The 18718-nt window shown below is 68.2% G+C and carries 20 protein-coding genes and 1 pseudogene; 7 read left to right on the top strand and 14 right to left on the bottom strand.

The genetic code is table 11. The features are described 5' to 3' along the window. Positions 1–54: 54 nt before the first annotated feature. The gene (locus tag M2157_RS03490) at positions 55–495 is read right to left on the bottom strand and encodes a MarR family winged helix-turn-helix transcriptional regulator (RefSeq protein WP_280860293.1); all 441 of its coding nucleotides are present in this window, start codon (positions 493–495) and stop codon (positions 55–57) included. Between the two features lie 109 nt (positions 496–604). Here M2157_RS03490 and M2157_RS03495 point away from each other — a divergent pair, with 109 nt between their 5' ends. The 5 genes from M2157_RS03495 to M2157_RS03515 all read left to right on the top strand — a co-directional run bounded on the left by M2157_RS03495 (position 605) and on the right by M2157_RS03515 (position 5023). Further along, complete coding sequence (locus tag M2157_RS03495; RefSeq protein ID WP_280864368.1) at positions 605–1702, top strand: substrate-binding domain-containing protein; 1098 nt, start codon at positions 605–607, stop codon at positions 1700–1702. A gap of 104 nt (positions 1703–1806) precedes the next feature. Next, positions 1807–2088, top strand: coding sequence for a zinc ribbon domain-containing protein (locus M2157_RS03500; RefSeq protein WP_280860296.1), 282 nt, complete (start codon positions 1807–1809; stop codon positions 2086–2088). A 42-nt stretch (positions 2089–2130) separates the two neighbouring features. Continuing rightward, positions 2131–3378 (top strand): formamidase, encoded by a 1248-nt coding sequence (gene fmdA, locus M2157_RS03505; RefSeq protein ID WP_280864369.1) that lies wholly within the window; start codon positions 2131–2133, stop codon positions 3376–3378. Between the two features lie 20 nt (positions 3379–3398). Then, a complete protein-coding gene (locus tag M2157_RS03510) occupies positions 3399–4436 on the top strand; it encodes an alpha/beta fold hydrolase (RefSeq protein WP_280864370.1) in 1038 nt (345 codons plus the stop codon). A 2-nt stretch (positions 4437–4438) separates the two neighbouring features. Next, positions 4439–5023, top strand: a complete 585-nt coding sequence (locus M2157_RS03515) for a DUF1097 domain-containing protein (protein WP_280864371.1) — start codon at positions 4439–4441, stop codon at positions 5021–5023. 144 nt (positions 5024–5167) lie between these two features. Here M2157_RS03515 and M2157_RS03520 read toward each other — a convergent pair whose 3' ends face one another. Further along, positions 5168–5758: a DUF3291 domain-containing protein gene (locus M2157_RS03520; RefSeq protein WP_280864372.1), complete on the bottom strand. Its 591-nt coding sequence runs from the start codon at positions 5756–5758 to the stop codon at positions 5168–5170. 1020 nt (positions 5759–6778) lie between these two features. On the opposite strand from M2157_RS03520, the gene M2157_RS03525 reads away from it, so the two are divergent. Both M2157_RS03525 and M2157_RS03530 read left to right on the top strand, forming a co-directional pair. Continuing rightward, a complete protein-coding gene (locus M2157_RS03525) occupies positions 6779–7405 on the top strand; it encodes a DUF4352 domain-containing protein (protein ID WP_280864373.1) in 627 nt (208 codons plus the stop codon). 139 nt (positions 7406–7544) lie between these two features. Beyond that, complete coding sequence (locus M2157_RS03530) at positions 7545–8093, top strand: transposase (RefSeq protein ID WP_348541776.1); 549 nt, start codon at positions 7545–7547, stop codon at positions 8091–8093. A gap of 102 nt (positions 8094–8195) precedes the next feature. On the opposite strand, the gene M2157_RS03535 is transcribed toward M2157_RS03530, so the two are convergent. The 12 genes and pseudogenes from M2157_RS03535 to M2157_RS03590 all read right to left on the bottom strand — a co-directional run bounded on the left by M2157_RS03535 (position 8196) and on the right by M2157_RS03590 (position 18684). After that, entirely contained in the window at positions 8196–9101 is a 906-nt protein-coding gene (locus M2157_RS03535) for an aminoglycoside phosphotransferase family protein (protein WP_280864375.1), read from the bottom strand. Between the two features lie 132 nt (positions 9102–9233). Beyond that, positions 9234–9686: a hypothetical protein gene (locus M2157_RS03540; RefSeq protein WP_280864376.1), complete on the bottom strand. Its 453-nt coding sequence runs from the start codon at positions 9684–9686 to the stop codon at positions 9234–9236. A 637-nt stretch (positions 9687–10323) separates the two neighbouring features. Further along, positions 10324–10719 carry a hypothetical protein gene (locus M2157_RS03545; RefSeq protein WP_280864377.1) on the bottom strand — a complete coding sequence of 132 codons (396 nt, stop codon included), beginning with the start codon at positions 10717–10719 and terminating at the stop codon, positions 10324–10326. A gap of 379 nt (positions 10720–11098) precedes the next feature. Next, positions 11099–11797, bottom strand: a complete 699-nt coding sequence (locus M2157_RS03550; RefSeq protein WP_280864378.1) for a nitroreductase — start codon at positions 11795–11797, stop codon at positions 11099–11101. Between the two features lie 274 nt (positions 11798–12071). After that, positions 12072–12809: an NAD(P)-binding domain-containing protein gene (locus tag M2157_RS03555; protein ID WP_280864379.1), complete on the bottom strand. Its 738-nt coding sequence runs from the start codon at positions 12807–12809 to the stop codon at positions 12072–12074. A gap of 100 nt (positions 12810–12909) precedes the next feature. Further along, positions 12910–13503 carry a TetR/AcrR family transcriptional regulator gene (locus M2157_RS03560; protein ID WP_280860308.1) on the bottom strand — a complete coding sequence of 198 codons (594 nt, stop codon included), beginning with the start codon at positions 13501–13503 and terminating at the stop codon, positions 12910–12912. A gap of 370 nt (positions 13504–13873) precedes the next feature. Then, entirely contained in the window at positions 13874–14713 is an 840-nt protein-coding gene (locus M2157_RS03565; protein WP_280864380.1) for a helix-turn-helix transcriptional regulator, read from the bottom strand. Between the two features lie 366 nt (positions 14714–15079). Then, positions 15080–15829, bottom strand: a complete 750-nt coding sequence (locus tag M2157_RS03570) for an SDR family NAD(P)-dependent oxidoreductase (protein ID WP_280864381.1) — start codon at positions 15827–15829, stop codon at positions 15080–15082. 349 nt (positions 15830–16178) lie between these two features. Beyond that, positions 16179–16868, bottom strand: a complete 690-nt coding sequence (locus tag M2157_RS03575; RefSeq protein ID WP_280864382.1) for a TetR/AcrR family transcriptional regulator — start codon at positions 16866–16868, stop codon at positions 16179–16181. Between the two features lie 137 nt (positions 16869–17005). Next, positions 17006–17530 carry an ATP-binding protein gene (locus M2157_RS03580; protein ID WP_280864383.1) on the bottom strand — a complete coding sequence of 175 codons (525 nt, stop codon included), beginning with the start codon at positions 17528–17530 and terminating at the stop codon, positions 17006–17008. A gap of 29 nt (positions 17531–17559) precedes the next feature. Next, positions 17560–17733 (bottom strand): annotated as a pseudogene (locus M2157_RS03585) (IS5/IS1182 family transposase); the annotation flags it as partial. A 429-nt stretch (positions 17734–18162) separates the two neighbouring features. Further along, on the bottom strand, positions 18163–18684 hold the full coding sequence (locus M2157_RS03590) for a zinc-binding dehydrogenase (protein ID WP_280860314.1): 522 nt from the start codon (positions 18682–18684) through the stop codon (positions 18163–18165). Positions 18685–18718 lie beyond the last annotated feature (34 nt).

An 18718-nucleotide genomic window follows, 5' to 3' on the forward strand; every position in this document is an offset into this window, starting at 1 on the left:
CGCGTCGAGCACCCGGCCGGAAGACACCGTGCCCACGCCGCACCGCGGGACCTCTCAGCCCAGGCGTCGGGAGGCCCGCTGGAGCAATGCCCTGAGCAGGGCCGTCTCCTCCGCACCGAGAGCGGACACGATGCCTTGCTGCTCCTGTGCGACCGCCGCCGTCCAGCGGGTCAGCGCCTCGTTGCCCCGCTCGGACGCGAAGACCAGCACGCGCCGACGGTCCTGGTCGTCGACCCGGCGCAGGACGAGGTTCACGGAGACCATGCGGTCGACGACCTTGGTCAGGGTGGGCGCGGACAGCAGCGCGAACTCGGCGATCTCGGTCATGGCATGGCCTTCGCCGTCGCCCAGGAACGACAGCACCCGCCACTCCTCGAGCGTGCCGCCCTCTGCCTTCAGCGCCTCACCGAGCCGTAGGACGACGCTGCGCTCGACGAGAGTCAGTGCACGCGCGAGGTCGAGATCGGCTACGGCCGCCGGGGTGGTCGTCGTCATCGCCCTGCCAGAGTCGTCGTGATGTACGGGTGGAGTGATCCCACGATACAGTCCTTTCCTTATCGCTGTGAAATATTCCCGTAGCAAGCAATGGCTAGGGTGAGCGGCTATGATCGAGAAGGCGTCTGTCCGGCTCGGCGCCCCGGCGAGCCGGGCCCGTGACGCACTGGATGTCGCCCTGGTGATACCGCTCCAGGGCCCGGCCGGCATCTTCGGCCCTTCCTGCGAATGCTGCGCCCAGCTCGCGGCCGAAGAGGTCAACGCCGAATCGGGCGTGCTGGGCAGGGAGGTGCGCCTGGTGCTCGTCGACGGCGGCGCGCGGCCCGAGCAGGTGGCCACGGAGGTCGACGCACTGATCTCCGGAGGCGTCGTGGACGCGGTGGCCGGCTGGCACATCTCCGCCGTCCGCGAGGTCGTCGCCCCGCGCATCGACGGCCGGGTGCCCTATGTCTACACGGCGCTGTACGAGGGCGGCGAGCGCTCCCCCGGCGTGTTCCTGACCGGTGAGACCCCGAACCGTCAACTGCGGCCCGCGCTGCGGTGGTTCGCGAGCGAACTGGACATCCGCCGCTGGACGATCGTCGGCGACGACTACGTCTGGCCCCGCTCGTCGGCCCGCGCCGCTCACCGCTATCTGCGCGAACTGGGCGGCGAGGTCTGTGACGAGATGTATGTGCCGCTCGGCACCCAGGACTTCGGGCCCGTCCTCGCGCGCGTCGCGGCAAGCGGCTGCGAGGCCGTGCTGATGCTGCTGATCGGACAGGACGCCGTCCTCTTCAACCGCGCCTTCACCGCGGCCGGGCTGGACCGCGACCTCATCCGGTTCAGTTCCCTGATCGAGGAGAACGTCCTGCTGGCCACCGGACCGGAGAACACCCGGGGGCTGATGACCTCGGCCGGATACTTCGAGGACCTGCCGACCGCGTCCGGGCTCGACTTCGCCGCCGCGTACTTCCGCCGGTTCGGCCCCGGCGCACCGGTGCTCAACAGCCTCGGCGAGTCGTGCTACGAGGGCGTGCGCATGCTCACCGAACTGCTGCGCCGGGCGGGCGACACGGATGTGCGGCGCATCCAGGCGACCGCCGAGGGGCTGGAGTACGAGAGCCCCCGCGGCACGGTCCAGATCCGTGACCGCCACCTCGAGCAGCGGGTGTTCCTCGCGGCGGCCGACGGGCTGCGGTGGGACGTGCTGCAGCAGCTTCCCTGACCCGCGGGGAGTTCTTTTTTACCTGTGCGCAACACGCGACCCCCTTGCCCAATTGCTTCGGCTGGAAATACTTTTTTCTCGAAGCTTTTGGAGGTTGATAGCCCATGGCCACGTATCAGTACCGCTGTACGGGCTGCGGCTCCTTCGACGTGATCCGGCCGATCGGCCGGGCTCTTGCCGAGGAGCCGTGCGGGAGCTGCACAGGCCCTGCCCGCCGGGTCTTCACCGCCCCGATGCTCGCCCGCACCTCAGCTCCGCTGGCCCGTGCCCTGCACGCCCAGGAGGCAAGCGCCCATGAGCCGCGGGTCGTCACCGACGTACCCCCGGCCCGCCGCCGGCCGACCCCGCCGGCCGATCCCCGGCAGGCCGGGCTCCCCAAGCGCTGATCCCCACACGCACCGCGAAGCACCGGATTACGGAGGCAGTCCATGCCCGAAGTCGTCTTCAGTGTCGACCAGGCCCTGTCCATGCGTGACCAGAAAGTGCCCGGCCACAACCGCTGGCACCCCGACATCCCGCCCGCCGTCACCGTGCGGCCCGGCACGGAGTTCCGTATCGAGTGCCGGGACTGGACCGACAACCAGATAGGGAACAACGACTCCGCCAACGACGTCCGCGACGTCGACCTCACCCACGCGCACATGCTCAGCGGCCCCATCGCCGTGGAGGGCGCCGAACCCGGTGACCTGCTCGTCGTGGACATCCTCGACCTGGGCCCCGTGCCGCAGGCGGAGGGCGAAGGCTCGGGTCAGGGCTGGGGCTACACCGGCGTCTTCGCCCGCGACAACGGCGGCGGATTCCTCACCGACCACTTCCCCGACTCCTACAAGGCCGTCTGGGACTTCCACGGCCAGCAGGCCACCTCCCGGCACATTCCCGGCGTCCGCTACACCGGGATCACCCATCCCGGCCTGTTCGGCACCGCGCCCTCAGCCGAACTGCTGGCCCGCTGGAACGCCCGTGAGCAGGCCCTCATCGACACCGACCCGCACCGGGTACCGGCCCTCGCGCTCCCACCCCTCGCCGACAACGCCCTGGCCGGCACGGCGAGCGGCGACGTCGGCAGGCGGATCGCCGCCGAGGGCGCCCGTACCGTCCCGGCCCGGGAGAACGGCGGCAACCACGACATCAAGAACTTCACCCGCGGCTCCCGGGTCTTCTACCCCGTCCTCGCCCCCGGCGCCCTGCTCTCCGGCGGCGACCTGCACTTCAGCCAAGGCGACGGCGAGATCACCTTCTGCGGCGCCATCGAGATGGGCGGATTCATCGACCTGCACGTCGATCTCATCAAGGGCGGCATGGAGAAGTACGGAGTCACGACCAATCCGATCTTCATGCCCGGCAACGTCGCCCCGCAGTACACCGAGTTCATCTCGTTCGTCGGCATCTCCGTCGACCACGAGACCGACACCAACCACTACCTCGACGCGACCATGGCGTATCGCAACGCCTGCCTCAACGCCGTCGAGTACCTGAAGACCTTCGGCTACAGCGGCGAACAGGCCTACCTGCTGCTCGGCTCCGCCCCGATCGAGGGCCGCCTCAGCGGCGTCGTGGACATCCCGAACGCGTGCAGCACCCTCTACCTCCCCACGGCGATCTTCGACTTCGACATCCGGCCGACGGCCGAGGGCCCGAGAAAAGCCGACCGCGGCCAGTGCGCCGTCACTTCCTGAACGTCTCGAAAGGCAGCCCCATGAGCAGTGACCATCTCACCTTCCAACTGGGCGACTTCACCACCCAGAGCGGCGCCACCCTGCGCGGCACGCACCTCGCCTACACCACGTACGGCGAACTCAACGCGGACAAGTCCAACATGATCGTCTACCCCACCTGGTACTCCGGCCGCCACTGGGACAACGAGTGGCTCATCGGCCCCGGCATGGCCCTCGACCCGGCCGAGTACTTCATCATCGTCCCGAACATGCTCGGCAACGGCCTGTCCACCTCGCCGAGCAACACACCGCCACCGTACGACCGCGCCCGCTTCCCCGACATCACGGTGTACGACCAGATCGAGGCCCAGCACAAGCTGGTCACCGAGGAGTTCGGCATCGAGAAGATCGCCCTCGTGACCGGCTGGTCGATGGGCGCCGGCCAGACCTTCCAGTGGGCCGTCAGCCACCCGGAGATGGTGGAGCGGATCGCCCCGTTCTGCGGCTCCCCGCGCACCAGCGCCCACAACAAGGTCTTCCTGGAGGGCGTCAAGGCCGCGCTCACCGCCGACGCGGTCTACAACGGCGGCTGGTACGACAAGGACAAGTGGCCCACCACCGGACTGCGCGCGCTCGCCCGGGTGTACGCGGGGTGGGGCTTCTCGCAGGCGTTCTACTGGGAGAAGGAGTACGAGAAGCTCGGCTACACCTCCCTCGAGGACTTCCTGGTCGGCTTCTGGGAGGGCTTCTTCCTCGACGGCCGCGACCCCAACAACCTGCTCACCATGCTGTGGACCTGGCAGAACGGCGACGTCGGCCTCACCCCCGGCTTCGGCGGGGACACGGAGGCGGCGCTGGGCTCCATCAAGGCGACCACGCTCGACATGCCCGCCGAGAAGGACCTCTACTTCCCGCCGGAGGACGAGGCCTGGGCCGTCAGCCACATACCGGGCGCCGAACTCCGCGTGATCCCGGGCATCTGGGGCCACTTCGCCGGCGGCGGCAGCAGCCCCGCGGACACCGCGTTCATCGACACGGGCATCAAGGAACTGCTGGCCAAGCCGGGCGGGTTGGCGTAGCCATGAGCACTGTACGTACGGTCCGTACCGGACGCATCAGACTGCCCCACGAGGTCAGCGCCTCGATCGTCGCCTTCGCCACCGTCTTCCTGCTCCTGAGTCCGCTCCATATGCCGACCTGGGCGATCTTCATCACCTGGGCCGGGACGTTCATGCAGGGCGGCCCGAACATCGCCAATGCCATCTCCATGATCACCGCGACCACGACGGGGGCAGGGTTCGCGGTGGTGGCCGTACTCCTCAACCGGGAGACGGGCACGATGTTCGGCACCGGCGAGTTCGCCCAAACCCTGGCACTCGGCGTGGTGATCTTCTTCGTCAACGGCACCCTGCTGGCAACGGGCCGGCTGAAGCCGTTCGCCCTCATCCCGGGAATGTTCTTCGGCTTCGCGTCGACCTTCGCCACGTACTTCGGCGGATTCGGCTACGACGCGGGGAATCTGGGCGCCTCGTTCGTCAGCGCCGCCGCGATGTGCGCCCTCGGCCCGCTCTGCGCCGTCCTGGGACTGCGCCTGATGTTCGCGCCGCCTACCGCCCCCGAGCCGGAGCGGCACCTGACCGAGGAGGTGGCGCAATCGACCACTTAAGCACCGGTGGGGACGACCACTCGGCGGAAGCCCTACGGAGCCACTCACCCAGAGGCGACCGCTCTTCCCACTCCACCTCAGACCACCCCGGACGGCCCTCCCCCAAGCCGTCCGGGGCTCTCGCGTACCCATGAGTTGGGGTGATCACGTTCGGGCTGGTCCGTTCTCTGCATCAAGTGGTGGAACTTGGTCGCTCTTCGGCCCGATGCCTTTGATCCTGGTCGGAGTTCCGTCCGGAGCGAATGAGTGGTGGAAGGTGAAGGCGTGCGGTGCGGAGCCGTGGTCGTGGAGGTGTTCCAGTCTGGAAACCCCGTCCTGCCAGGTGGGTATCACTCCGTCGGAGACCCACCAGCACACGTAGTTCGGGCGTCCTGCCCTCTCGAACCAGTCGTAACGCCTGTTCAGCGCCTCACGATGCAGACCGGTGTAGACGGCGTCGAAGGCGGGGCGCAGGTCGGTCCAGAGTGAGAGCGTCGCGGCCAGGGCGGTGGTTTCCACCGTACGGCCCTTGCCGTACCAGGTCGGTACGGCGAACTCTCCCCATGCACCCCAGTCCGCCTCGAAGAGCATGCCCCGGTCACCGTCTGCCGCTTCAGCACGCGCGAGGTATCCGGGGTGCTGGCTGATCCTCCGGTAGACGGCCTCACCAATGTCATAGAACTCGCGCGTGAGAGGTGCGGGATCGGCCAGAGGTGACTTCAGGACGCCGAATGTGTACAGAGCAAGATGGGGCATGCGTCTCTCCCTGGTTGGGGCTGCCTGGTGTGGACCCGGTTCGGCGGGCTTACGCACGGGCGCGAGGGTTCGTGGGGCATGGCAACTCATCCCGGCGCGGGTGGCTCAGCCCGAAGGAACTCCTGCGCGACCGTGGGCGATCGCCGAAGACCAGTTGAAGGTAGCTGCCTCTGCGGGCCCTGTCGAAGTTGCGTTTTCCCTGCCCAAGTGGCCTTCCTACACCGGTCATTACGGGGGCTGGTGGCGGTGACGAGCGGGGCAGGCTGCGGGGTACCAGTGATCCACTTCGGCCGATCGGTTCGCCCGCCATACCCGCCCGCACCCCCTGTCCGATAGCCCCGAGTGCCGCCGAACGCGTGCGGTCGACGCCTACTTCGCTACCTCGAACCGCGCTACGGCGGCGAGATCATGCACCGCTTCGGCCACGCCGTCGAGTCACCGATCGATCCGTTCAACCGCCCCCGACGCCGCGGCGAATTCGGTTTGCGTGTCCCGCCCTCGCAGACGGCGATCCGGGACTTCTTCGGCCGCCGGCGCGAGGACCTGCCAGGCGCCTGGACGTACCTGGTCGCCTGCCGCGATTACGTCATGCCGGTACGGGGCCGCTCGCCCCGCAGGCGAATACTGCACCTTTCGAATACCGACACTCCACCAGCGCGCGAACCGGACTTGCAGCACAGGCGTGTGGCGTACAGCCCGCGACTTGGTACGCCGCAGCCTGCTCGACCGCGCCGCCGGCAGCCCGCGTCACCCGCTGTACGACGTCGACGCTGTTATGACCGCCAAGCCCACACGCGCAGGTCAACGCGCGGCTCCCGACGATCACCGTCTGCGAACTCGCCCGATCCGGCATCAAGGTCGGGGTGATCTTCGTCAGTCTTCGTCCCGACGGTGAGCTGCGGCGCCTCAGCGAGACGCCTGCATCGCAGCGCCAATTGCACCTCTCGCTCCTGCGGCTGTGCCCTACGCTTGCTGCTCCGTGTGGCCTGGGGAGGCCACCGAGTCATGGGGGGATGCGCCATGTGCGCCTACGTTCGCCGTGCCTGTGTGCTGGCAATGCTGATATCCGTCGCGCCTCTGGCGGGGTGTTCCTCGGGGGGATCTGACGACAAAGCCTCTTCGAAGGCGTCCGCTTCTGCGGAGTCGGTGGTCAAGGAACAACCGTCACAGGAGCCGTCAGAAACGGCGTCCGCATCCGCGGTCCCGGTCCTGAAGGTGGGCCAGTCGGGCACGTGGGCGTACGGCGAGACGGATGATCTCGGCGAGAACTTCAAGGTGACGACGCAGATGAAGACGACTGTTGTCAGTGCGGAGTACGTGACGCCGGACGAGATCGACACGGGCAACAAGCCAGAGAACGGCCAGTTCGTCAGGCTGACGCTCACGTTGAAGAACGTCGGGGACGCTCCCGCAGAGATCATGACGTACGGCGTGATGGAGTGGGAGGACGACAACACGGCCGCTCAGGACGCCTCGACGCTGGAGGGCGTCGGCGACGGGCGGACTCTCGATACGACATACAAGCCGGGCCAGTCCGTTACGGGGTATCTCATCCTCGACGTCGGCCGACGCGGCGGTGTCGTGAGCTACGCCGGTACGGAAGACCCCAATGCGGACGCTGCCTTCAAGGTCGAGCTTCCGGCCTGAGCGTGGTCAGCCCCGCTGGGACTCTCCTCCGCGGCGATGCCGGTCCGCCGCAACGGCGCCTGTCAACTCCTGCCTCTGGCGCTGGGGTTCGGCCCGGGGCAGACCTGTTGGCGCAGGCTGGAGCGGTGGCAGCAAGCCGATGTCTTCGACCAGTTGCACCGGATCCTGCTCGCCGAACGCAACGCGACGGGTGAGGTCGACTGGTCCAGGGCATGTGTGGACGGCTCCCCCATCCGCGCGAAAAGGGGGGAGCCGACACCGGTCCGTCGCCGGTCGACCCGCGGAGGCGGGCAGCCAACACCACTTGATCTGCGACGGACGCGGCACCCAGCTCAAGGTCATCACCACCGCGGCGAACGTCAACGACGTCACCCATACCCTCGCCCTGGTCGACGGCATCCCGCCCATCGCATGCCGCCCCGGCCGGCCACGCCGCCGACCCGAGGCACCGCTCGGGGACAAGGGCTATGACGCCAACCCCACCCGCAACGAACGCAGCAAGCGCCGGATCCTGCACCTCACACCACTCCCCCAGAGGGCCGGCCGCCCGTGTCTGAGTGAAGTCGTGCACCAGGTTCCACGCTCGATCGATATCCAGGACGAAGTCGCCCGTGACGCGGTGAGGTCGTCCATGATCGGGACTTCGGGGAACTCACTGTTCGGCGACCGAACCTCGACGTACCCCTGACCACGAAAACGCAGGTCGTTGAAGCGGTCCGACTCCAGACCACTCACATCCAGCCCCTCTTCCCCACACAGGTCATCGGCCGCGACCAGCACCTGCTTCAAGTCACGCGAGCGACTTGTCCGCCAGGATGCGTTCCAAGGATCGTTGACCCATTCGTCTCATGGTCGGGTTGCTTTCGACGTAGTACCAGACCAACCCCATCGCTTGAACGAACGCCCACGCCTTGCCCCGCTCCCATTCAAGATCGTCGCAACCCAGGTGATCGCGGAGCACCTGCCGCGGCCCAGCCTCGAGCAAATGCCACGCGCTCACGAGATCCAGAGAAGGATCAGCCGGCCCGAAGCCGCCAACGTCGAGAATCCCCGCAAGCCGACCAGCGGACACGAGCACGTTGCCGGGAATCAGGTCGCAATGGGACATGACGTCCTCAACCGTGCCCCGCGGCAGTTCGCGCAAAGTTACCCAAATACGGCGAAGTGATGGGACATCCAGGAGCTGCTCACTGTGCCTGAAACAGGTCTCCATCCACGCGTCATGGGCCTGCAGATCGCCTCCTCGGCCTGTGCCGGCAAACGTGCGGCCACGCGTGTTTATGGCGCGCAGGTCGCCGATGAGATCGGCCAAGTCACGGGCGAACGCATGCGATTCGCCTGGGTCCTCGTTGTCGGCCACGATCCCGGGCAGCCACGTCTGCACCGACCACGGAAGCGGGTAACCCGCCCCTGGTTCACCGAGCGCGACCGGCTCGGGCGTGGGGAAACGCGTGCGACCCACCAGTTCGCGAGTCGCTTCCATTTCGGACTCCAGCCAGCGACGCGTCGACTCGATGTCTGCGGACTCAAGAGGGAATCGAGCTGCGAGCCGATCGCCAATGCGGAAGACGGCGTTGACCGTGCCCTGCGCAGCAATGCTCCTGATGGGCAGGCTTCGCCACTCAGGAAACTGCTCATCTACCAACGCGCGCACCGTCTCAGGTAACACCGTCAGCTGGTTGGCGTGCATCTTCATGATGGAAGCATTCGGGTCACGATCTTCGCCTGCAACCCCTTTTTGTCGCGCGACGTTGTCTGCTGAGAGTTTGACCTGCCGGCAGCCTCCGATGTGGCCGTGCCCGTACGGGCCATGGCAGGCAAGGAATTGTCAAAGGTTGTGGTCCGTCGCCGCGGGGGCGTTGTGATCGGGCAGCTCTGCCAGTGCCATGGCGGCGGCGTCGCGGACGTAGGCCATGGGGTGGTGCCGGTAGGGCTCGATCATCGGGTGGGCGTCGGGGTCACGGGTGGCGCCGAGAATGCCGAGGGCATGCTCGAGGAGGGGGGCGGGCATTGTGTGGAGCCGCGGCGCCAGTCCGGCGACCAGGTGGAGCGGCAGGTCTCGGCGTTCGGAGGCGTTGCCGATGGCGTTGAGGGCGCTCTCGCGGACGGCGTCGTCTGGGTCGTTGATGCCGACGGTGAGCAAGCACACGACAGCAGCTTCCGTCTCGTCCTGCGTCAGGCTGGACCCGTGCAGGAGGTCGCCGAGTTGCTCAGCGGCGGCGTCGCGATCCCGGGGGTTGGGGGCATGCAGGCCGGCGAGGAGGTCGGCAGGCAGGTTCATGCGGCCACCGTGTCATGCCGTTCGACGGAGGTGGAGTGCGTTGAGCAAGCGCCAGCGGGTCTGGGCGGACTCGACGAGTTCGAAGACCATCGCAAGGACAAGGTAGCCCTCGGCGTCGTCATTATGTCAGGAGCGGGTCTTCCGGTGACCTAGGAAGGCGAAGACCACCAGAACCACTCCGCTGGTTGCAGCGACGACTCCAAGTGCGATCGGCGCAGCATCTCCAGTGACCGCCCCCGCAGCGCACGCACATATCCCTCCTACGATCAAAAGAGCAGAAAAGGCTCGCACTCCTCTTATTGCGTCACTCATCGTTTCAATGTACGTATGATCGCCGTTACGAAGATGGCAATGACGAGCAGAAAACCGCCGAGGACAACAAGCTCCATGCCTCCCAGATTGCCCATTGCGTTAGCTTCTCCCTCGGTGCGCGGGAAACGACAGGCCAGGCGCTGGGCACGGGCCTGTCGTTTCCCCCGTGGCTTGGGTTCCTTCGGGGCGGTCAGCCGGCAGTGTCGCTGCGACGCTGCCGGGACCACAAGACCATGTATCCCGCGAGAGCGACAGTGAACAGAACCGAAACCGCGATAAGCAGGATGAGCCAGGGCTGCCCCTCCGGATCCCACAACGGCTTCCATCAGTGATCTCTGTAAGCGCCGGTGTAGCGGAGCGGCTGCGGGACGGCCTCGGTGGTGGTGCCACACGGCAGGCCGGTGGGCCGGTCATGGAATTCAACGTGCCCCCGGGTTCGCGGATGAATCCGGTGTCCACGCCGTTCGTCGTCGTGGACGTGGTTCATTCCGCCGACCGTGGTGCCGGACAGCTGGCTGCAGTCCGTCCACGTCTCGTTCGTCCGCGCTGATGCGGCCGTGCGCCAGCCCGCGGTCTCGTTGCGGGTCTTGTCGTAGGACCAGCCGGTGGTGGAGCCGTTCTGTGCGGTGAGCTGGCCGGGGTCGTTGCAGGTCCAGGTGAACTGTGGTGGGGCAGGTCGACGCGGTGTCGTCCTGGGCGGTGAGGTTCCGGCCTTGTCCAAGTCGTTCAGCCGGGACGCCGTGCTGGTGCCGACGGGGTCGGCCTCCAGTACGTAGGACAGCCGTTCCTGACTGCCATCGTCGTAAGTCGTCTTGCGGTCTGGTCAGAGCCGGCTGCCGGCCTCAACGGCACCGCAGGCGAACAATGCCTCCTTGCCCGTACCCAACCCGCCCGAACACTCCCGCCCCACCCCACTCCCGAAACGGCCGCCCGAGCGAACCAGACTCCGGTGCCGGCCGGACCGGGCCCGGGACGGACACCGACAGCCTCGATGGCCTGGCCGAAGAGGAGGCAGGGATATCAGCCGTGCGGTCGCCCAGCCCCAGCCGGCTGACTGGCGGCCCGGCCCAGGCGTCGAATGGTTCCTGCAGGCGGAGGGACTACGGCCTGTCGAGGACTCCCGGGGTGGCATGCAGGACCACGCTCCGCTGCAGCGGAACCCGCTCCGTGCGGAGCGTGTTCACCGGTGCCGCCGGGTCAGCCATGCCGAAGGAGATGCCGAACAGCAGCTTGAGCTCCGCGGGGACATCCAGGAACTGGCGGACGGTGTCGGCGTAGACGCCGAGTACGGTCTGCGGGATGCCGGCCAGCCCACGGGCCGCCAGCGAGAGCAGGAAGTTCTGCGCGTACATGCCGATGTCGCCGGCCGTCCGTACCCCGTCGCCGAGTGCCGGCATGAACAGGAAGGCGGCATGGGGAGCGCCGTAGAACTCCAGGTTCTCGCGGACCGCCGCCCTCCTGCCCTCCCGGTCCGAGCGCGCTACGCCCCGGGCCCGGTAGACACTCGCGCCCAGGGCCTGCGACCGCTTGAGGTACAGGCCCTCGCCGTAGCCATCGGTGAAATCCGGGGAGGTCCGCCCCTCCTCCTCGGCCCGGAGCAGCTCCTTGGCCAGGGCGTCCCGCGCCGCACCCGAGACGACGTGCACCATCCACGGCTGGGTGTTGCTGTTCGAGGGGGCGGTCTGTGCGTCTTCCAGCACGCCGCGGATGTCCGAAGGGGACAGGGCGGTGGGCAGGAACCGGCGGGGGGAACGCCGGGAACGTGCGATGTCGGTGAAGGGCGATGCGGTGCCGGGCAAGGCAGTTCCTCTCCATGGCGCGCAGTCACCGCAACGGCGGCCGCGGCGCAGCGCACTACGGCAGGCCATGCAAGGAGACAGCCGGTGTAAGGGCCGGGTGCGGAGGCACCCTGCGGGTACCGGCAGGCATGCGGATGCTCGCAGGCAGCGACGTGCCGAGACTGCAGGTCGCAGCGCGGGGGACTGTGCGCTCTTCGTGTTCGTCGTGTGTGTTCGTGGCGTGCCGGCGCTGCCGCTCTCGTGTCGTTGGGTGCACGAGGGGCAGGTCGGTGTCTCAGCGGTGGGCGGCGCGGTTCATCTCGACGACGTCGTCGACGGTGGGGTTGGCGCCGAGGGCGGCGAAGCGTTCCGGGAGGCTGTCGCGGATGGCCGCGTCCTTGGCGCGGTCGGCTGCGGCCAGGGCCGCCGGCAGCTCGTCGAGGGTCAACTCGGTGCAGTAGGCGGGGCTGTTGGGCTGTTGGCGCCAGGAGTCGGCCAGGGTGCCGGCGTCGTAGGGGTCGAAGCCGGTGTCGTCCACGAGCTGCATGGCCACGCGCCGCGCCTCCTCGCTGTCACCGGCGACGGGGATGGCGAGGCGGCCGGGTGTTCCGGCCGGAACACCCTTGGCCCGCTGGGTTTCTGCCAGGGCGGCGTTCCACGCCTTGACCACGGGGCGGCCGAGCAGTTCGGCGGTGTACACGCTCTCCACCTGGCCGTTGTCGACCGCCTCGATCGGCTCGCTGAGCATGCCGGGGTAGTAGTTCGCGGTGTCGATGACCACCGTCTCGTCGGGCACCGACGCGAACAGGCCGGCCAGCTGGCCCGCCACCCCGAACGGGATCGACAGGACGATGACATCCCTGCCCTGGACGGCGTCGGCAAGGCCCACCGCGCGAGCCCCGGACTCCAGCACCTGTGCCCGGACGGCCTCGGGGCCGCGGGCGTCGGCCACCTGGACGTCATGACCCGCCGCGCTGAGCTTGACAGCGAGGTTCCCGCCGATGGCACCGGCGCCTATGACAGTAATTTTCATGATGTGTCCCTTGAGAGGTCGTGCCGCCCCTGCGGGCAGCGCGAGGTGATGGCCGTGCGGTGGTGCCGCCTGGCGTTGCGGGGGCGGGGCGCCTGGCGGTTCAGGCCTGGGTGTCCCGCTGGCGGTAGCCGCTCGCGATGAGGGTGCGGAGCCGGTCGAGCGACTCCTCCTCGGTACCGGTGCCCTTGATCCAGGCGATGGAGCAGGCCGCGAGGAACAGGTCGTGCCCCCGCACCGAGGCACGCACCCGCCCCGACAGCTGCGCGGCGCGCACGTACTGGTCGGTGGCGGAGATGAGGATGTCGCAGGGAATCGTCAGCGGGTTGTCCGGCTCCTGTGCCCTGGCCGCGGCCATGAGCGGGTCCGGCAGCCCGCTGAAGGCGCTGAAGTACTCCTCCATCGCCCGCAGCCACTGCTCCAGCGCCTCGGCCGGGTCGCCGAGCCGGTCGATGTCCGCCTGACGGGCCACCAGCTCCTCGGACCGCGTCTGCAGCACCGCCGCCAGCAGCGCCTCCCGGGTGGGGAAGTGCCGGTACAGGGTGCCGGGACCGACACCCGCCTCCTTGGCCACCGCCTCGAGGGAGGTGCCGACCCCGTGCTGCAGGAAGTGACGCTGCGCGGTCTCCAGAAGGGCCGCGCGGTTGCGCTGCACGTCCGCGCGCGGCTTACGTCCCCGCTGTTCCACGGCGCTCATACGCCCTCCCGCCTGCCGTGACCCTGCGACCGCACCAAACCGGATGCCGCCTCCGTATGCACTCGAGCGTAAAACGGAGGCGGCATCCGGTCAAATCAGCGGCCTGAGCGCGGCGATTGGGCGCCTGGGCCGCGGCGCCGCCGGCCTCCTGGCCGTCCCCGAGAACTTGCGCGCCACCGCGACAGCGGCCACCCAAAGAACCGCAGGTTCTCGCGGATGACTTCGTTCCCGCCATGTCCGGGAGCGGACGACCCGTTCAGTGCTGGGACGGGCTGAGCCCTGGCAGCGCGGGTCGCCCCGGCGACGCACATTGGCATAGATGCCAGCCAGACAGGCAGATCGTTCAGCAGGGCCAGTGGCGTCATTCGGGTCAGGGCGTGACCTGGCGATCCCCTATGACGGAGAGCACTTCGAGCTTGCTCTGGCTCTCCGAGCCGGGGCGAGTGGTCAGCACCACCAGGGTCTGGGCGCGGTTCTCAGTGAACAGGACCTGGGCATCGACGTCGATGCGTCCGAGTTCGGGATGGAGGATGGTCTTGCAGTCGTCGTAGCGTTGGGCGACCTCCTGGAGTTCCCACATGCGGACGAACTCGGGGCTGTGTTCCTGCAGTTCGGCGAGGATCCGGGCGGCTCGGGTGGTGTCGCTGCCGGCTGTCAGCGCGGCCCGCAGGCGTGCCGCCTGGGCGCGGCCGTGGCGTTCGTGCGTCTCCTCGGGAACCATCAGACGTTCGGCCGGGTCCATGAACCAGCGGTAGTAGCCGCTACTGGCCAGACCGGTGTGGCGGGTCTGGTCGCCGAGCAGCGCGACGGCCAAGGGATTCATCGCGAGGGTCTCGAACAGGTCGGTCTGCACCAGGGCCGGGGAGTCGTCCAAGCGGTCCAGGACCCGCAGCAGCGTCGGACTGACGTGTTCGGAGCGGTGGAAACGGGCCGGGGCGTTGTGGCCGATGAGGACGAAAAGGTGGTCGCGTTCGTCCAGGGTCAGCCGCAGCGCCCGCGCGAGAGCCGCGGTGATCTGGACCGAGGGCTGCGGAGCACGCTGCTGTTCCAGCCGGGCGTAGTAGTCGGTGGACATACCGGCGAGCTGCGCGACCTCCTCGCGGCGCAGCCCCTGCGTACGCCTGCGCGGCCCCTCGACCAGCCCGACGTCGCGGGGACGCAACATCTCACGCCGGTAACGCAGGAACTCCGCCAGATCCTTCTTGTCCATGCCCCCATCCTCGCCGCAACCCACCCGGCTATCCAGAGACCGCCGATCCATGGCTGAGCAGTCCTCTGCCGCCCGCTCTCTCGTACGGCCGACGCCGAGGGCATGCGCAGCGAGACATCCGATGGTGGCCTGACCTGCATGACCCGCTGGGGAGTACGCGGGACTCGTCGCCCGGCCCGTCTGATACGACGATGTTCGCCGTGCCAGACAGGCGCTCGCATGCCCCTCGGCGCTCAGGACGGAAACGGCCGCCTCCCGTGCGACGACCGGGGCGAAACCGAAGGCGCTTCCTTACCGTTCCGCGCCTTCGGTGAGGAACTCCCCGAGGCGGGTCCAGCTTGCTCCGCGGCGGTCACCGCAGGTCGGTCAACTGCCGCTGATCATGGCGAGGACGTCGTCGTAGGAGCCGTTGGCCACCGCGTCGCGGATGAACCGGGCGCGCTCGACGACCAGTTCCTTCGCGTCGGGGTTCTCACGCAGCAGGTCGAGGGTCTCGGTGAGGAAGTCGTCCAACGGCATGGACTGGTCGCTGTCCTGCTGGCCCAGCAGGGTCGTGCGCACGCCCGGCGGGACCACCTCGATCACCTGGACGCCGGCGTCAGCACCGGCGAGCTGGATGCGCAGGCTCTCGGAGAAGGAGTGCAGGGCGGCCTTGGTCGCGCTGTAGGTCGGCGTGATCGGGAACGGTACGAACGCCAGCGCGGAGGTGACGTTCATGACGACCGCGTCGTCCTTGCCCACCAGCAGCGGCAGGAAGGCGTACGTCATGCGGATCGTGCCGAGCAGATTGGTCGCGACGTGATCCTCGGCGACCTGGAGTCCGGCCGGGTCGAGGAGGTTCTCCATCTGCATGATGCCGGCGTTGTTGACCAGGACGTTCAGCTCCGGGTGGCTCGCCGCCACGGTCTCACGGGCCCGGGCGATCGAGTCGGGGTCCGCGACATCGAGGACGAGCGCGTCGATACCCGGGTGCTCGGCCGTGATCTCGTCGAGGAGTTCCTTGCGCCGGCCGGCGACGATCACCTTGTTGCCGGCCTCGTGCAGACGCACCGCCAGGCCGAGACCGATGCCAGAGGTGCCGCCGGTGATCAGAATCGTGTTGCCGGTCATCTTCATGGGGGTCCTGCTCCTTCGGTACGGCGGGCCGGTGAGCGCCCGCAGCCTCGACCGTAAGAGCGCCCGCGCAAGGGCGGGAGAGGAAGGTTTATCCATGGATCGGCGGTCTCTGCCTGGAGTGGCGCCCACACTCGCCTCCCCCTCTGGCACAGGGCACAGAACGGTCCGACCGCCCCGGGGGCCAACCCCTTCAGAGAACCCGTACAGGCACACATCCGCGAGGCTGTCCCCGAGCCCTTGGTAAGGCCTTCAGCGGCACCCTCATGTGGTGAAAGCCGGGCGAGTCCGCGACGTCACAGGGTGGTGTCTGGTCAGCGACGGTCCGCGAGGCGCGCCCCTCCCCCGGCCTTTACTTCGGCGCCGAGAACTCGTCCCTGGGTGAGCGCACAGCTGTGGCAGGAGGCTCGGATGCGCCCTGCCCCGAACTGAGCCCGTCCAGCAGGAGGTCACCGAGCTCGGAGAAGGCGTCGCCGGCGGTCAGGCCGGTCCTCTCCAGGAGGACCCCCGACTGGACCGCGTCAATGGTGACCGCCACGACCTGAGCTGCGAAATGGCCGTTGAGCGCGCGGAAAACGCCGGACTGCACGCCCTCCTCGATCAGTTCGTGGACCCGGCGTGCCGCGGCGGCGGAGTTCGTGCGGTAGATCTGTGCGGTCGGTTCGTAACCGACCATGTCGTCGTAGAAGGCGTGGGAATGCCGGCGCATGGCCGTGCCGACGCCGGTGAGATAGACCCGGATCCGCTGCCTGGGGTCGGGCTCGGCCTGGACAGCCTGTTCGATCTCGGCCGTCGCGTCCCGGAAGAAGGCGCGGGTGACCGCCAGCACGAGTTGTTCCTTCGTGGAGGCGAGACTGTACAGCGTCGCCTTGGAGCATCCCAGTCGCTGGGCGAGCTCATCCATGGTCACGGCGGTGAAGCCTTCGGTCAGGATGATCGCCTCGGCCTGGCGCAGCAGTTCGTCCCGACGACGGGTGTCGACGACCCGCCTGCGCGCCGTTCGGCGCGGGCGTCGGTCACGCGAGTCAGTTTGGGCCGTCACCGCAGCAGTCTCCCATGAGCGTCTCCGCCTAGCGGCGGGTGGTCGTCCGACGGGAAGGCCGACCTTTACACATGGGTACTACCGTACCGTCTAACGTACCCACATGGAGTGCCCCGTGAGTGATGTTGGCCGGACAGTCACGCGAGCGACGGCCACCGATCGGTGGCCCACTCCCGCCATCCTGACCACCCGGCTGGCGGACCTCCCACCTCACGCCCATCGAGTTCCGTGGCGTCGGGCTCCTCGAACAGCGTCCTCCAGTGCACGAGGTCCTTCTCGCTCATCGTGAAGGTCTGATCAGGGCTGGTCGACTGGCGATGGGCGATCCGGGCACGTTGGGTCTCATGGTCCACCGGCACGTACACAAGGTGACAGGACGCGCCCACGGACATCACCAACCAGCGGATCGCGGACCTCTCGTCACGAGACCAGCATCCGAAATCCAGGACCACGTTCGTTCCCAGCTTCAGCGCCTCCAGACCAAGCCAGAGCAGCCGTCCTTCCAGGACATCGCGCTTCCCTTCCGGCTGCGGATCGCCGAACAGCGGGATCATCCACTCGTCCGGCGTCAGCCGCAGCGCGTTGTGCTCCTTGGCCAGTTGCCGCGCTCTCGTGGTCTTTCCGGCCCCTGGCAGGCCGACCGTCAGGAACAACGTCGTCACGCCCGGATCTTGTCACGAAGGCCAAGTGATCACGGATTGGGGCAGAGGCGGATCGAAGCCACGGTGACGGTGCCGTGGAAGACGTAGGCGCGCTTGTAGATCGTCGTGTCGAAGCCGACGGGCCGGTCGCCCTTGCTGCTGCGGCCTTGGCGGTCGGCCCACTGCTTCTTCGGCTCGGGGATCGTGTGCTTGATCTGGCGACGAAGCCTCATCACCGCCGGGCCGGGCAGAGTCGGGGGGCGCCCGCCGTCCAGCCCGGGCGACACGAACAACCTCCACGGCCCGGGTGATCAGCAGGGCCAGTGCGCGGCGTTCGCCCTGGCCGCGCGCCACATCACCGCGTCTGCCCGATGTCGGTGGTGGTATCGGCACCGGATCGTCCACCCGCTGAACCGCGGAGTCTTCTGCGTCGTCAGGCACCGATCTGCAGCAATGTCCGGCCGAGGACTTTTCGCTGGTCCAAGTGATTCAGCGCGGCCCACGCCCTCTCCAGGGGGAAGACGGACGAGATGGGCGGGTCCAGTCGGCCCGACGTCAGCAAGGGCCAGAGTTCTTGCCAGCAGACGCGGGCGGCTTCCGGATCCTGCCGCCAGTACTCGTCCATCCCGACTCCGAGCACAGAGGTGTGTTGGTCAGCAGCAGAATCCCAGGACAAGGATGCGTCCCCCGCCGTGCCGTAGCGCACGGAGCGAGTCCGGGAAGCGGTCCCCGCCGACGGGGTCGACCACGACGTCGACGCCTCGGCCGTCGGTGAGGGTCCTGACCTCGTCGAGAAATCCGCCGACACCTACGACCTCGTGTGCTCCTGACGACCTGGCCAGTTCGGCCTTCTCGTCGGTGGACACGACGGCGATGACGCGCGCGCCGTACGCCGCGGCCAACTGGCAGGCCGCGCTCCCCACTCCGCCCGCGGCTCCGTGGACGAGGAGGACCTCGCCAGGGCGCAGAGCAACCGCGTGCATGAGGGCGAAATGTGCGGTCAGGTAGTTCAGGGGCAGGGCCGCCCCACGGCGGGTGTCGACGTTGTCCGGGAGAGGAACGACCATCGATGCGTCGACAGCGGCCGTCTGGGCGAAGCCACGGGTGACCGGCAGCGCTGCCACGCGGTCACCGGCACGGAATCCGGCACCGTCCGTGCGGACTGTTCCGGACATCTCCCAGCCGGGGATGAACGGCGGTGCGGACGCG

The organism is Streptomyces sp. SAI-127, assembly GCF_029894425.1.
Taxonomy (GTDB): domain Bacteria; phylum Actinomycetota; class Actinomycetes; order Streptomycetales; family Streptomycetaceae; genus Streptomyces.

Coding starts and splice junctions, on each gene's coding strand:
- M2157_RS03495 (WP_280864368.1), top strand. CDS start 605: ATGATCGAGAAGGCGTCTGTCCGGCTCGGCGCCCCGGCGAGCCGGGCC.
- M2157_RS03565 (WP_280864380.1), bottom strand. CDS start 14,713: ATGGACAAGAAGGATCTGGCGGAGTTCCTGCGTTACCGGCGTGAGATG.
- M2157_RS03560 (WP_280860308.1), bottom strand. CDS start 13,503: ATGAGCGCCGTGGAACAGCGGGGACGTAAGCCGCGCGCGGACGTGCAG.
- M2157_RS03490 (WP_280860293.1), bottom strand. CDS start 495: ATGACGACGACCACCCCGGCGGCCGTAGCCGATCTCGACCTCGCGCGT.
- M2157_RS03520 (WP_280864372.1), bottom strand. CDS start 5,758: ATGCCCCATCTTGCTCTGTACACATTCGGCGTCCTGAAGTCACCTCTG.
- M2157_RS03530 (WP_348541776.1), top strand. CDS start 7,545: ATGTCTTCGACCAGTTGCACCGGATCCTGCTCGCCGAACGCAACGCGA.
- M2157_RS03510 (WP_280864370.1), top strand. CDS start 3,399: ATGAGCAGTGACCATCTCACCTTCCAACTGGGCGACTTCACCACCCAG.
- M2157_RS03570 (WP_280864381.1), bottom strand. CDS start 15,829: ATGAAGATGACCGGCAACACGATTCTGATCACCGGCGGCACCTCTGGC.
- M2157_RS03525 (WP_280864373.1), top strand. CDS start 6,779: ATGTGCGCCTACGTTCGCCGTGCCTGTGTGCTGGCAATGCTGATATCC.
- M2157_RS03515 (WP_280864371.1), top strand. CDS start 4,439: ATGAGCACTGTACGTACGGTCCGTACCGGACGCATCAGACTGCCCCAC.
- M2157_RS03500 (WP_280860296.1), top strand. CDS start 1,807: ATGGCCACGTATCAGTACCGCTGTACGGGCTGCGGCTCCTTCGACGTG.
- fmdA (WP_280864369.1), top strand. CDS start 2,131: ATGCCCGAAGTCGTCTTCAGTGTCGACCAGGCCCTGTCCATGCGTGAC.
- M2157_RS03540 (WP_280864376.1), bottom strand. CDS start 9,686: ATGAACCTGCCTGCCGACCTCCTCGCCGGCCTGCATGCCCCCAACCCC.
- M2157_RS03590 (WP_280860314.1), bottom strand. CDS start 18,684: ATGTCCGGAACAGTCCGCACGGACGGTGCCGGATTCCGTGCCGGTGAC.
- M2157_RS03555 (WP_280864379.1), bottom strand. CDS start 12,809: ATGAAAATTACTGTCATAGGCGCCGGTGCCATCGGCGGGAACCTCGCT.
- M2157_RS03535 (WP_280864375.1), bottom strand. CDS start 9,101: ATGAAGATGCACGCCAACCAGCTGACGGTGTTACCTGAGACGGTGCGC.